12 protein-coding genes are annotated in these 13,251 nt (G+C 43.0%); 1 reads left to right on the top strand and 11 read right to left on the bottom strand.

The window, feature by feature from the left end; translation table 11 throughout:
• Window positions 1–99 precede the first annotated feature (99 nt).
• Window positions 100–567, top strand: a complete 468-nt coding sequence (locus tag CYG50_RS16540) for a hypothetical protein (protein ID WP_102138074.1) — start codon at window positions 100–102, stop codon at window positions 565–567.
• A 51-nt stretch (window positions 568–618) separates the two neighbouring features.
• Here CYG50_RS16540 and CYG50_RS16535 read toward each other — a convergent pair whose 3' ends face one another.
• The 11 genes from CYG50_RS16535 to CYG50_RS16485 all read right to left on the bottom strand — a co-directional run bounded on the left by CYG50_RS16535 (window position 619) and on the right by CYG50_RS16485 (window position 13,115).
• Entirely contained in the window at window positions 619–1,593 is a 975-nt protein-coding gene (locus tag CYG50_RS16535; protein ID WP_102138073.1) for an NAD(P)-dependent oxidoreductase, read from the bottom strand.
• Between the two features lie 10 nt (window positions 1,594–1,603).
• Entirely contained in the window at window positions 1,604–2,884 is a 1,281-nt protein-coding gene (locus tag CYG50_RS16530; protein WP_102138072.1) for an MFS transporter, read from the bottom strand.
• Between the two features lie 13 nt (window positions 2,885–2,897).
• Window positions 2,898–3,878, bottom strand: coding sequence for a sugar kinase (locus tag CYG50_RS16525; RefSeq protein ID WP_102138071.1), 981 nt, complete (start codon window positions 3,876–3,878; stop codon window positions 2,898–2,900).
• A gap of 4 nt (window positions 3,879–3,882) precedes the next feature.
• The gene (locus CYG50_RS16520) at window positions 3,883–4,632 is read right to left on the bottom strand and encodes a sugar phosphate isomerase/epimerase family protein (RefSeq protein ID WP_102138070.1); all 750 of its coding nucleotides are present in this window, start codon (window positions 4,630–4,632) and stop codon (window positions 3,883–3,885) included.
• 397 nt (window positions 4,633–5,029) lie between these two features.
• Entirely contained in the window at window positions 5,030–6,502 is a 1,473-nt protein-coding gene (locus CYG50_RS16515) for an FGGY-family carbohydrate kinase (protein WP_102138069.1), read from the bottom strand.
• An 11-nt stretch (window positions 6,503–6,513) separates the two neighbouring features.
• A complete protein-coding gene (locus CYG50_RS16510) occupies window positions 6,514–7,377 on the bottom strand; it encodes an L-ribulose-5-phosphate 3-epimerase (protein WP_102138068.1) in 864 nt (287 codons plus the stop codon).
• Between the two features lie 18 nt (window positions 7,378–7,395).
• Complete coding sequence (locus CYG50_RS16505; protein WP_102138067.1) at window positions 7,396–8,430, bottom strand: ABC transporter permease; 1,035 nt, start codon at window positions 8,428–8,430, stop codon at window positions 7,396–7,398.
• A 13-nt stretch (window positions 8,431–8,443) separates the two neighbouring features.
• On the bottom strand, window positions 8,444–9,433 hold the full coding sequence (locus CYG50_RS16500) for an ABC transporter permease (RefSeq protein WP_004259203.1): 990 nt from the start codon (window positions 9,431–9,433) through the stop codon (window positions 8,444–8,446).
• Entirely contained in the window at window positions 9,426–10,943 is a 1,518-nt protein-coding gene (locus tag CYG50_RS16495; protein WP_102138066.1) for a sugar ABC transporter ATP-binding protein, read from the bottom strand. Before CYG50_RS16495 ends, CYG50_RS16500 begins: the two co-directional genes overlap by 8 nt.
• Window positions 10,944–11,100: 157 nt before the next feature.
• Window positions 11,101–12,093: a substrate-binding domain-containing protein gene (locus tag CYG50_RS16490; protein WP_036958239.1), complete on the bottom strand. Its 993-nt coding sequence runs from the start codon at window positions 12,091–12,093 to the stop codon at window positions 11,101–11,103.
• 209 nt (window positions 12,094–12,302) lie between these two features.
• Window positions 12,303–13,115: a DeoR/GlpR family DNA-binding transcription regulator gene (locus CYG50_RS16485; protein ID WP_102138065.1), complete on the bottom strand. Its 813-nt coding sequence runs from the start codon at window positions 13,113–13,115 to the stop codon at window positions 12,303–12,305.
• Window positions 13,116–13,251: the final 136 nt, after the last annotated feature.

Genomic DNA, 13,251 nt, shown 5'->3' with positions numbered 1-13,251 from the left:
TTAAAATTTGGTTACCATTTACCAATTTAGCTTAAGGTTTATTACATGTATACTGGTGTGTAGACTAAATTATAACCATTTTGAGAGCATAGGGAACATATGAAAAAGATAGGGATATTATTGCTAGCTAGCCTTGTTTTAGCGGGTTGTAGCACCAGAAGTCAGGTCAAAGAGTATACCTGCCAAGTAGACCAAAGTTATAATCACATCACATTAGAACGTAACGGCAAATTTACCTTTCCAACAGGGGCAAGTAAGGTACAAGTCTTTTTCAATAATGGTCAGGTCAATATTGTTGATTTTGTTGGCTATGAGTATATGAGTTATCCGCTAGTGAAAAGTACAGAGCAGCGACGTGTTGAGAAAATAAAAGACTTTAACATCGTGATAAATAAAGGTGATTATTATTCTGATGTCAATGGCATGTTGGAAATTTACTCACCAACTCAAAAAACAGTGGGGTTATATTATTTAGCGCCATCGACCAGTAAACTGAATTCTATCCAATTTCTGACGGAGTGTGAACGAAGCAGTGTTGCTCGACCGGGACGTGCTCATGAGCATTGATGGGTAAATAGGCAAAGAACCCTAACAAATTAGGGTTCTTTAGGTTCTGAGTTATTTTGCTGTTTCAGGGTTAACACAGTTTTGGCTTAGGTCACCCTTTAAAGCCGCTATTAGGTTATCAACGGCACATTCGACCATAGCATAACGGGTTTCATGGGTGGCAGAACCGATATGCGGCAGAGCAACCACATTTGGCAGCGTGAGTAGCTTAGAGTTGCTTGGAAGCGGCTCCACCTCAAACACATCTAAACCCGCTCCACGAATTATGCCCATTTCTAATGCATCGGTCAGCGCGGCCTCATCAATAATTCGACCTCTTGAACCGTTGATCAAAAACGCACTGGGTTTCATTTTTTCCAACTCATTTTTGCCGATCAATTTTTCGGTTGAAGGTAATAATGGCAGTACAACACAGACAAAATCAGATTCCGCGAGTAATGAATCGAGGTCACAACGGCGTGCGTTAAGCTGGTTTTCTGCATCGGAGTGGATATGGTTATTGTAATAGAGAACTGGCATTCCGAAGCCTAAGTGAGCACGTTTAGCGACAGCATAGCCAATACGCCCCATTCCGAGTATACCAATCGTTTTACCATGCACATTGCTGCCGTATGCATTTTCACCAATACTTTGGGTCCATTGGCCGTTTTTGACCATCTCAGCCATTTCGATAATGCGTCGCGCACTGCAAAGCACTAATGTAAAAATGGTATCCGCGGTGGTTTCGGTTAATACATTGGGGGTATGCATCAATGCAATTTTTCTGGCATTCATGGCGTCAATATCAAATTGGTCGACACCAACCGAAATGGTCGACGCGGCTTTCAAATTTGGTGCATTGGCAATGTCATCTGCTGTGATAGGGTAACTAGCACCAATAATGCCGTCAGCACTCGTCAAAGCTTGTTTAAAGCAAGCGAGATTCTCAGGGGTAATGCTATCAAATGCAGTGACATTAAAGTGCTGCTGTAGCCGCTCAAGTTGATCTGCGGGAATGGATTTATATAAAACAATATTCTTTTTCATGGTGTCCCTTTTAAGCATGCTCTGTGATGACGGCATCACTCTTTTGCTCTTGGTTTGGTTTAACAATCAGGGTAAAGAAAACCGAAGCTAACAATGCGATCCCCATAAACATATACGAGGCACTTGGGCTACCTGTCGCCCCATTTAAGTAACCCACAAACCATGAACCAAAGAATGAACCTAATGCGCCCATACTATTGATTAATGCCATTGCACCACCAGCAACGTTCTTTGGCAACATTTCAGGAATGATAGCGAAGAAGGGCCCGTATGGGGCGTACATTGCAGCACCTGCAATCACTAATAAGGTATAAGAGAACCAGAAATTCGTGCTACCGAGTAAGTATGAACCGAGGAAACACACCGCACCGAGCAAAAGCATTGGCCAGACAAATAATTTGCGGTTATGCATTCGGTCAGATGCCCATGAAACTAAGATCATAGCCATCGTTGCTGCAAGGTATGGGACTGCGGAAAGCCAACCTGTTTCTACCATCCCGAGGTTGGATGCGCCACGAATAATGGATGGCAACCACAGCACAAAGCCATACACCCCAATGCTCCAACAGAAATATTGAGCGCAGAGTAAAATCACATTACGAGACTTGAAGGCTTCACGGTAATTACGAACGGGTTTGATGTTTTTCTGTTCGTCACTCAGGATCTTATCTAATGTCTCTTTTTCTGATTGGCTTAACCAATTGACTTGGTTTGGCTTATCTCGTGCTGTTCTCCACCAGAAAAAGGCCCATAAAATCGCAGGCACTCCTTCAATGATAAACATTTCACGCCAACCGAAGGCTTGAATGAGATAACCGGATAGCACGGACATCCACAGTACCGTAACGGGGTTGCCTAGAATTAAAAAAGTATTGGCGCGAGAGCGCTCTGATTGGGTAAACCAGTTACTGATATAGATAAGCATCGCAGGCATGACCGCGGCTTCGACGACCCCTAGGCTAAAGCGAATAATCACTAGCATTGGGATATTGCTCACCATGCCAGTTAAACTAGCGAATAAGCCCCATAGGAAGATACAAGCAAAAATGAGTTTACGGACACTGCGCTTTTCTGCATAAATAGCCCCCGGTATTTGGAAAAAGAAATAGCCAAGGAAAAATAATGAGCCGAGTAGGGACGACATCCCTTTGGTAATCCCTAAGTCCGCGTTGATCCCTGCGGCAGCGGCAAAACTGTAGTTGGCTCTGTCTAAGTAGGCAAGGCTATAGGTGATAAACACGATTGGCATGATGCGCCACCAACGTGACGCTGCTGGAGTATTCATTGTCATAATCGATTTCCTTTTAACATACCGCTTTAGTGGTGGCTGCAGACAGTAATGCCATTTCATGCTGCAGTTGTGCCTGAGTTGGTAAACCTTCACTGTCGCCAATAACTTGAATGGCTCTTGCTCCAACAAAATTACCTCTTGCAACAGCTTGTGGTAATGTCAAACCTTCAAGTAAGGCGCTAATAACGCCAACGGCGAAACCATCACCAGCTCCGACGGTATCAATGACGTGTTTCACATGAACGGCAGGTGCTATGCCCTGTTGGTTATTTGCCGTTTTATAATATGCTCCGTGTTCCCCGGTTTTAATCACAACCACTTCGACACCTTGAGCGAGATAAAAATCAGCAATAGACTCGGGTTGGTCGAAGCCCGTCAGGATTTTGCCTTCTTTTAAGCCGGGTAAGACCCAATTAGCTTGGAACGCGAGTTGGTTGAGCTGTTCGACCATTTCCTGTTCACTTTTCCATAGGGATGGGCGCAAATTGGGGTCAAATGACAGTGTTTTACCTACATTTCGCATCCATTTTGCTGCATACAGTGAAAGTTGATAGCTGGTGGGCGAAAGTGCGGCTGCCACGCCACTTAAATGTAAATGACGGGCAGACAGAAAATACGCTTCATTAAAGTCAGTGAGATCTAAATGGCTGGCTGCTGATCCTTTACGGAAATACTCCACGATGGGATCGGTTCCATTTTCGGCTTTAGATTTAAGTTGGAAGCCCGTTGGGTAACGAGAGTCCACTGTAACGCATTGAGTATCTAGTTGTTCTTTATCCAAAGTGGCTTGAATAAAACGCCCGAAGGAGTCATCGCCAAGTCGGCTTATCCAGCCACTTCTTAACCCTAGGCGAGACAGGCCGATGGCGACATTCAGCTCAGCACCGGCTGCGCGACGGACGAAACTTTCAACTTCGTGCAATTCCCCTGTTTGTGTTGCCACAAACATCATCATGGCTTCACCAAGAGTGATAACATCTAATTGATTTTTCATGATGTTAAATCTCCTTCAACAGAGAAACATAGTATTCAGTGACTGCGCGTAAATCGTGGTCTTCGAGTGGAAACTCGATACCACAAGGAACGTCATTCGGGAGCGCGTTTAGCACTTCTTTCCATGTGCCATCGCTGTCATCAAGTGCTACTGCAACGCATTTATTGCCACGTAATTGGCAGGCTTTAACGTGAATGTAAGCGACTTGGGGGGCAAAAATATGTGCGGCTTTTAACGGATCTTCTTGATGCCAATACCAATTCGCCATATCAAATGCCATTTTTATAGGTAGATTTTGGTGTTTTACATCAGCAAAAAAACGTTCAAGAGGCGCAATGTGACCGCCAACCTCGGTTTGGTCATTCTCGATCACTAACTGTGTGGTGTATTGATTGAGAAGGTTAATGACTTCGGATAAATCATAATTTTCTGGTAATTCACCGAGTGATAGTTTTAAAAAGCGAGCATTAAGTTGTTTGGCATCTTCAAAATAGCCTTGCAGTTTAGTGATTGCGATAGAGGTATGCTGTTGGAATAGCGTGTCTGGCACGGAATAAACCGCAGTGAGCTGTCTTGATTGCAGTCCTTTGGCAATATCAAAAAAATTATCGCTTGGTAGCAATAGTTCTTGACGGATCTCAGCACCATCCGCGTGGCTGCTTTGAATAATATCGAATAAAGCTTGTTGGCCCCCTAATTGTTTTACGGTTTGTGCACCGTAGGCGGCAGTAACAATGATAATGTCTTTGCTCATGACTTTCCTCTGTCTGATTGAAGGGTATTTAACCCATTTGTCATTGCGAATGACTTATTATGGAACCGGTTCCATAATGCTTTCTAGTGACGAAAGAGCAAAATCAGAGCTATATCACTAACCAAATGGCGATAAATGTTTAATTAACGATCACTGTCACAACTTTTGATGTAATGGGTGTAATAAAAAGTTCAGATAGGTTTTTCACAGAGTATGTGATTTCGTCAAAGCATCATTTTTAATAGTTTTGCTCATGGGACGTTTTGGGCTTTAACGGGCTAAAAGAAAGGGCGCTAATTCATTTCTTACTGCAATCAAGAACGATAATTTATTAGTCTAGAAAAAGTAAGGCAGAACTGAGTTATAAGTTCTGCCTTTATTATTTTTATTCAATAAATTATTGGCTCAATGCATCGGCAACTGCTTTAAAACGAGCAAATTTGTCACGTAGCTGTTGATGGCTAATTGCATTCGGTTGATAAGTGGTGATTTTTGGGGTACTTGCCGCAATAGCGACATCAAAACCTGAATAATAACCTGTTCCGACTGCGGCACAAAGTGCAGCGGCTTGGCAACCTGATTGCTGCACGTTGACGACATCTAACGGCAAGTTACTGGCATCACAGAACATTTGCATCCACAGTGGTGATTGTGTTGGGCCACCCGTGAACCGAATGGATTCGGTTGTATTATCAAGGCCAACAATACGGTCTTGATGCAACAAATGTGAGAATACAATCCCTTGATAGATAGCATAAACAATATCAGCATCTGTATGGTGTGAGCTCAAACCGAGTAGGCCACCGTGCAAATTACTGTGGTAGTTAGAACCGTACAGCCAAGGGAAAAACAGAATATCATTTTGCCGTGTTGCCCCTTCAGCCACGCAGTGATTCAGTACGTCATAATCTTGCAAACGCTGATTGAAGAAGTGCCGAGTAAACCATGCGAGGTTACTGGCTGAGGTCGGGCTGCCTTCATGGACAAAATAGGTGCCTGGGATGCAGTATTTACTCCAAACGTATGGGTAATCAGAAGGCACAATTTCATCAAAGACACGCGTTGAAATAGTCCAAGTGCCTGCTACCGCACTGAGTTTATCTTTTTGACTCACCCCAGATGCTAACGCTGCGCCGACTACATCAAAGAAGCCACCAAATACAGGGGTTCCTTCCACCAGTCCAGATTCTGCGGCAGCTTTGTGGGTTACGGTACCCGCTAATTGGGCCGAGTTAATCACGGGAGCTAGTTTGTCATTTGCCTCATCAATACCAAACAGTTGGCATAGTTTAGGGTCATAACTCGACTGGATTTGGTTAAATAATTGGCTGCCAGAAATATTGGTTTCTTCGCAGGCAATTTGGTCGGTTAAGCGATAGCGAATATAGTCATGAACCATCAAAACATGCTGAGTATCGCGATAATTATCAGGCTCGTGTTGTTTTAGCCAACGCAGTAGTGCCACGGGATGAGAAGCCCATAATTGCTGCAAACTCAATGGGTAAGCTTTATCCGCAGTACCGTTTTGGTGCCATTCATCAACAATGGATTGAGCGCGTGAATCAGATGACACAATCCCATTTCTAACTGGCTTTCCTTGGCTATTGAGCAAATAAAGCCCTTTACCGTGGGAAGAGAAACTGACACCGGAAATTTGGGCGGCACTGAGCTGGCTATTTTGAATCGCTTTGCGGATCACGCTGCAAGTCGCTTCCCATAACATTTCCATGTTGCGTTCACTAAAACCCGCCTGTGGGCTTTCAGTGGGAAAAGAGTGCTCAGCAACCGTAATTTCTTGGCCTTCTGCGGTATAGATACCCGCTTTGATGACGGTACCACCAAGGTCAACACCCATAAAAAATGCATTCATTATCGGCTCCTTTAGGCGTTATACCAGCCAGCTTGTTGCATTTTGTCTTCCATCCAATGACGGGCTTTGATAATTTCAATCAGTGGCTCATCGGCTTTTTCTGTCCACATTTCAATCAGGAAGGAACCGCGGTAATTTAAACGTTTTAATAATTTGAATAAATTAACAAAATCTACGCAGCCTTCACCGAAAGGGACATCACGAAATTGGCCTTTACAGGTTTCAGTCACCGCATATGTATCTTTTAAGTGAATGGCTGCGACGTGTTCAATTCCTTGGGTGAATTCTTTTTCGACATCATTACCCCATGCCGTTAAGTTACCGACATCAGGATACACCTTGAACCAAGGCGAGCGAATTTTATCGGAAAGCGTTTGCCATTTGCTAATGGAATTCATAAATGGCGTATCCATGATTTCCACTGCGCACATCACTTGAGAAGCGGCCGCAATTTCGCTGACCCACTGCATGCCTTTTTCGAAATTGGCAATCGTCTCGGCATCTTGCTCTTCATAGTAAACGTCATATCCTGCGAGCTGAATAGTGCGAATGCCTAAGTCTTGAGCGAGCTTAATGGCTTTTTCCATTAAGGAGTAGGCCATCATACGAGTGGCTTCATCATGGCTACCAAAAGGAAAGCGGCGGTGACCAGATAAACACATACTTGGAATGCGAATACCTGTTTCTTGTATCGCTTTCACAACTTCCAGACGCTCAGCGATGCTCCAGTCTAATCGAGCCAGACGTTCGTCAGTTTCATCTACTGACATTTCCACAAAATCATAACCCGCAGATTTTGCGATGACTAATTTTTCTAACCAACTGCTGTTTTTCGGTAATGCTTTTTCATAAATACCAATTGGATGCTTACGCATGGTTTTCCCCTTGAAAAATTAACTTTGTGTCGATGCTTTATTAAGGCGTTGGTTACGGTTCATCGCACGTTTAGCACTCCATTTTTCTTTGAAGAACTTGAATGCTAATGCCAAGATGAGCGTGATCCCCCAAACTGCGAGGTTAAAGTGCAGGCTTACACCTAGCAGACTTAAACCTGTCGCAATGACCTGTAAAACCAATAAGGCACAGAACACTCGGCTAACCTTACCAACTCCCCCAAATGGGTTAGTTCCACCTAATACGATGGCAAGAATGGTGAGCAGTAAATAGGAATCCCCGTAGCCCATACGTGCAGAGTTAAAGCGAGCCATCATGATGAGCCCAGCTAATACACATAACAGGCTAGAAATGGTGTATATCGCAATCATGACACGGTCGGTACGAATACCGCTGAACCACGTTGCATTGATATTACTGCCACTCATATAGATATTTTTACCTAAGCGCGTACAGCCTAGAAACAGCGCTAAGAGAATTGCGGTAACAATGAAGATAATCATCGCAATTGGCACCCCAAGCACAGTATCGGAACCAATGGCACGAACAATGGGTGGCATGCCACTCAGTGCGGCTCCTTTGGTGAGGTAAACACCAATGCCGCTGATAATCGTCATTGTACCGAGGGTCACTAAGATCGGGTGGGCTCCGATATGGGAAATCATCAGCCCTGTTAAGCTACCGATAATGACCGCAATCACGGTTGCGCCGATTAATGCGAAGACCAACCACATTAGCTGTGTGCCAGTGCTGGCATCCACTGGGAGGTAATTGATAAACACCCAAGCCATAAAGAGCCCCGTTAAGTTAGCAGTGCTAATAATGGCAAGGTTTAACCCGCCACTTAACATAGGAACAAACATGGCAAAGGTGAGTAAGCCCAACTCAGGTAACTGAAACGTGATGCTTAAAAAGGTATTTTGGGTAAAAAAGTGCCCTGGCATGGCGATACTAAACGCAGCGATAGCCAAAACAAAGATTGAAAGCAGTCCGATAACAGAGCCATCAATTTTAAAAAAAAGATTTTTTCTCATGGTGATATTCCTGTTAAACAAAACCTACGTCCGTCTCTTTACGTTTTTTGTAGTGGGTAATACAAATCGCAATGAGAATAACCAGCCCGATGACGATATTGACGAAGTAGTTTGAAACACCAATCAGGTTAAGGCCGTTTTTCAAGATACCAATCAGGAAAACGCCCATGAGTGTGCCTATCACTGAGCCTCGCCCACCGGATAAACTGGCGCCACCCAGTACAGCCGCGGCAAGCACATCTAGCTCTCCGCCCACAAGGGCACTCGGTACCACTTCACTCATTCGGTAGGTTTGCAACATACCGCCAATCGCTGCCATCGCGCCAAGGTAGCCGTAAGCAAACAGGTAAATCACTGAAACACGGATACCAATACGAGACGCAGATTCTTGGCTGCCACCAACGGCATATAGCTGACGGCCGATGTGCGTTTTATTCATTAAAATCCACGTTAAGAAGGCAATGCCAAGCATCACAATTAACGGCAAGCCAACTTGGTAATATTCACCATCCACTTCAAAAGGCAGGATAGTCACAGGGTCTACCCACCAATCAGGTAAGTCATAAATACTGTGTCCGTTGGTTAGCCACATCAGCATTCCGAACAGCAGTGATTGCATACTGATGGTGATGATAATTGACACAACATTCAGCGAATAAATTAATATAGCGTTGATTAAGCCAAAAGCGATACCGATGATAATCGCCAATGTGATACTGACGGCAGGGCTTGCAATAAAACCTTGCAATAGCCAAGTGGCGATCACGTATTGCACTACGGAAGCCACTGCGGCAAACGAAATATCAATGCCCCCAGTGACGAGAACCACAAATAAACCTAAGGCGAAAATACCTGTAACGGCGTAGCTTTCACTGAGGTCGAGTAAATTTTGAATAGTTAGAAATTGCGGGCTCATCAATGTGAAGAACACCACCATGATAAGAATGACCCAAGTCAGCCAGCCTTCGACAGATTGTGGTCGTAATTTTTGCCAGTTAGCCATTGATGATTTCCTCCAATTGTTGCTCATTGATGGAATCTGTCTCAATTTCTTTGACGATAGAGCCTTGTTTCATATGTAAAATTCGGTCGCAATTGTAATACGCTTCGGAGGCTTCATCGGTAATTAATAGAATAGAGATACCGACACCTGACAAACGGTGAATGAGTTTGTAAATACTGTCTTTTGCGCCAATATCGACGCCAACAGTCGGTGAGTCTAAAATGAGTACTTTAGGACGTGTTAAAATCCATTTAGCAAGTACCACTTTTTGTTGGTTACCGCCTGAAAGTGTTGAAAGGGCATTATTGGGGTCAGTGACTTTAATATCTAAGTCGGCTATCCACTCTTGCACAATTTCTTGGCACTGTTTTTCATCAATTAAATGTAAAGGAGTTTTGAGGCGATCGAGAATCGAAATCACCATATTGTCTGCGATGGATTGCTGTAAAATTGCACCTAAAGTCAGGCGGTCTTCGGAGACATAACCAATGCCGCGCTTAATGGCGTCGGTGTTGTTTCTTAACTTAACAGGTTTGCCTTCGATGAGTAATTCACCACTATCTGGGTGGGTAATGCCAAACAACGATAGCGCTAATTCAGTGCGGCCTGAGCCAAGTAAACCACATAAGCCTAATACTTCGCCGCGTTTTAGATTTAAGTTGATATCACGATATTGCCCAGCTCGGCTGAGGTTTTTTAGCTCTAGTACCGTGCGTCGGTCTTCCGCGTTATTAGGTGGCTTACGTTCATGGACAATATCTAAGCCAGTCATTAACTCAGTAATTTTGCGGGTAGTTAAGCCTTCAGCAGGCCATGTGCCAATTTTTTGACCATCGCGGATCACGGTGATGCGGTCAGAGATCTCTTTGACTTCTTCTAGTCGATGACTCACAAAAACAACGGTAATTCCCTTATCTTTTAGGTAATTAACCGTTGAGAGTAGTTGGTTGACTTCTGTACGGGTCAATGAAGCCGTTGGTTCATCCATAATCACCAAACGTGCATCGGCGACTAGGGCGCGGCAGATAGCAACCTGTTGACGTTGAGCAATGGGTAAAAATTGCACAGGTGTGTCGGGGTCAATGGTGAAAGCCAGTTCATTGAGGATTTCTAAGGCTTTTTCGCGCAGTTGTTTTTTGCGAAACCAGCCAAAATAGCCTTTGAGGTTTAGCTCAAAGGCGATATTTTCAGCAACGGTTAAATTTGGAAATAATGACAAATCTTGGTAGATAACTTGTACGCCTAATTCACGCGCTTTATCGGGCGTCAATCGGTGATAACTTTTCCCATCAATTTCAATTTTACTACCGTCATCAGGGGCATAGACACCACTGATAGTTTTAATTAATGTGCTTTTCCCACACCCATTGGTGCCCGCTAAACAGTGCACTTCACCTTTGTTGAGCGTCAAATCGATATTGCGTAATGCACGGTGACCACCGAAGCTTTTGGAAAGGTCGCGCAAGGTAATGAGTGGATCGGATTTGTCAGCTTTTGAGGTGCTTGTCATAAGTACAATTCCTACTGCAAATAAATTGGTGTTGGCTTGTTCGTAATGAGCGCGAGCCGCTGCGCTAGTGCAGGCGACTCGAACTCAAAGAACATAAAATTTAATATCTTGATAAATATTGTATTTTTGTTTTAAACATTATTTTGATAATGTGAAATTACAGACCGACTTCAACCAATTTTTTCGTATTTTCAATATTCAAATTAACAGGGTTATCACTTAAAATCGTGTTACCACTGACTTTGATTTCACCCATATCACCAATAGACACGCCATCTTTAATTTCTTCACCATTCATCATGGCTGTTGCGACTTGTACAAATACTTGTCCTGCGACTTTTGGATTAGAAATATAGCCGCCATCAATTGCACCTTTTTCCAGTAACTTGATGCCTTGACCTGGTGTGAACGTTCCGAATACACAGGTTTCGTCATTTTTACGGCGTTTATCAATGGCTCGTCCTGCACCGATAGGGCCTTGTGAACCAAATGACATGATGCCTTTTAAGTCTTTATGCTTAGATAACAAGTCATTAGCTGTACGCATTGAGTCATCAACGGATTCGGCAACACCAAAGCGGTCATCGACCATTTGCATTTTCGGGTAGTTCGCTTTTTGGTAAGCAATTGCCGCGTCGGCCCATTCATTCACTAATGGTACTGTCAGGCTTCCCACAAACATGGCGTATTTGCCTTCTTCACCCATACAGGCCGCCATATCTCTCATATGGTTAGCACCCATGCTTTGGGTATCAAGTAATTCAAAGTCCCAATCTGCATTTTTTTGATTTGGTGATTCGTGGGTAATAACTTTAATTCCAGCGTCTTGGGCGCGTTTTAATACAGGCTCAAGCACTTTAGCGTCGTTAGGGACAACGCCAATGACATCCACTTTTTTCGCGATTAAATCTTCGATAGCACGAACTTGTTCCGCTGGGTCAGCCGTTGTTGGGCCAACTTGGAAGGCATTTACACCGAGTTTTTTGCCTTCTTCAGTAATACCTTGTTCCATTACATTAAACCAAGGAATACCACCGACTTTAACGACGACACCCATGGTAAAGGGCTTTTGTGCTTTTTGTGATTCAGCCATCGCGACATTTGAAAATAGTGCAACGCTCATTAAACAAGGTAAAACTAGCTTCTTCATGTTCATAGTTGTATTCCTTAGTGTAGATGGATACTAAATCAAGAAATTCATTATTTAGAAATAATGAATTTCTCATATTTAGGTATGCCTATAATTAAGTGCCAAGGAATTATGAATAAATAACATCCCTGCACTTATTTAATACAGAAAATAAAATAGAACTTGTTTTTTTACTTACATCATAGTTACATGATTTTTATATTTATAAATTATTTATCGCACTCGATAATTCTAAGGTTGGAAAATTGTTTTTGAAAATTATTATCATTTAGTTTGTTTGTGATTAATACGTCGATATCATCAAATGTACAAACTTGACTAAATGCATACTTTCCTAATTTACTATTATCCGCGAGCAAAACTTTATTTTCAGAAACCTGTAACATAATATTTTTTAATTTTGAGTTTATTTCACTGCCATCACGAATACCATTTTCGATATTAAATCCTTGGCATGAAAGAAATAAGGTTTTTATCTGAAAGCTACGAATAATACTTTCTGCAATTGGGCCATGAAAATCATCATGACGTTCTGAATATTCCCCACCAATACCAATGACGCGTACTCGGTCACGGCAGGCCAACGCTTGGATAATCTTGACCGAGTTTGTCACTACCGTAATGTCGATATCAGGTATTTGCCGTGCGAGAAACCAGCAAGTACTGCTGTTATCTAACATAATACAGTCACCAGGCTGAATTAATTTTAGTGCAGCCTTCGAAATCTTCATCTTGGCATCAGGGTGCTCTTCGGTTCTTTTGCGAAAAGACTCTGCACCATCAACCATTTGACTGAGCTTGACCGAAGAAGGCATCACATTCACCATCGGCATTTCTTCTTGGTCGATGGCAACTGCTCCCCCAAAACTACGGATGATCCTATTTTCACGTTCAAGAGCCGTTAAATCACGACGGATAGTTTCTTGAGAAACGAGACATAATTGAGCTAAATCACGCACTAGCGCCGAGCCATTCTGCGAAACATGAGAACAAATTAATTTATGGCGTTCGGCTTGTAACATATTTAACTCCTATTCTTTCCACGATATTTATTCTGCCCGTATTGCTTTTTTTTTGTCGTGATTGGATTCAAGTTATCTCTTTTTGAAAAAAACAAAGCCGATTAAAGTGATTGCGATCGGTATTTTATGAATTCAA

Origin of the sequence: Providencia huaxiensis (assembly GCF_002843235.3) — a bacterium.
Classification (GTDB): domain Bacteria; phylum Pseudomonadota; class Gammaproteobacteria; order Enterobacterales; family Enterobacteriaceae; genus Providencia; species Providencia huaxiensis.
The sequence above is the reverse complement of the archived record's forward strand: the minus strand, read 5'-3'. Positions and strand labels throughout refer to the sequence as shown.

Excerpts from the sequence above, each read along its gene's own strand:
- CYG50_RS16515 (WP_102138069.1), bottom strand. The coding sequence starts at position 6,502 with ATGAATGCATTTTTTATGGGTGTTGACCTTGGTGGTACCGTCATCAAA.
- CYG50_RS16540 (WP_102138074.1), top strand. The coding sequence starts at position 100 with ATGAAAAAGATAGGGATATTATTGCTAGCTAGCCTTGTTTTAGCGGGT.
- CYG50_RS16510 (WP_102138068.1), bottom strand. The coding sequence starts at position 7,377 with ATGCGTAAGCATCCAATTGGTATTTATGAAAAAGCATTACCGAAAAAC.
- CYG50_RS16485 (WP_102138065.1), bottom strand. The coding sequence starts at position 13,115 with ATGTTACAAGCCGAACGCCATAAATTAATTTGTTCTCATGTTTCGCAG.
- CYG50_RS16535 (WP_102138073.1), bottom strand. The coding sequence starts at position 1,593 with ATGAAAAAGAATATTGTTTTATATAAATCCATTCCCGCAGATCAACTT.
- CYG50_RS16530 (WP_102138072.1), bottom strand. The coding sequence starts at position 2,884 with ATGACAATGAATACTCCAGCAGCGTCACGTTGGTGGCGCATCATGCCA.
- CYG50_RS16500 (WP_004259203.1), bottom strand. The coding sequence starts at position 9,433 with ATGGCTAACTGGCAAAAATTACGACCACAATCTGTCGAAGGCTGGCTG.
- CYG50_RS16495 (WP_102138066.1), bottom strand. The coding sequence starts at position 10,943 with ATGACAAGCACCTCAAAAGCTGACAAATCCGATCCACTCATTACCTTG.
- CYG50_RS16525 (WP_102138071.1), bottom strand. The coding sequence starts at position 3,878 with ATGAAAAATCAATTAGATGTTATCACTCTTGGTGAAGCCATGATGATG.
- CYG50_RS16490 (WP_036958239.1), bottom strand. The coding sequence starts at position 12,093 with ATGAAGAAGCTAGTTTTACCTTGTTTAATGAGCGTTGCACTATTTTCA.
- CYG50_RS16520 (WP_102138070.1), bottom strand. The coding sequence starts at position 4,632 with ATGAGCAAAGACATTATCATTGTTACTGCCGCCTACGGTGCACAAACC.
- CYG50_RS16505 (WP_102138067.1), bottom strand. The coding sequence starts at position 8,430 with ATGAGAAAAAATCTTTTTTTTAAAATTGATGGCTCTGTTATCGGACTG.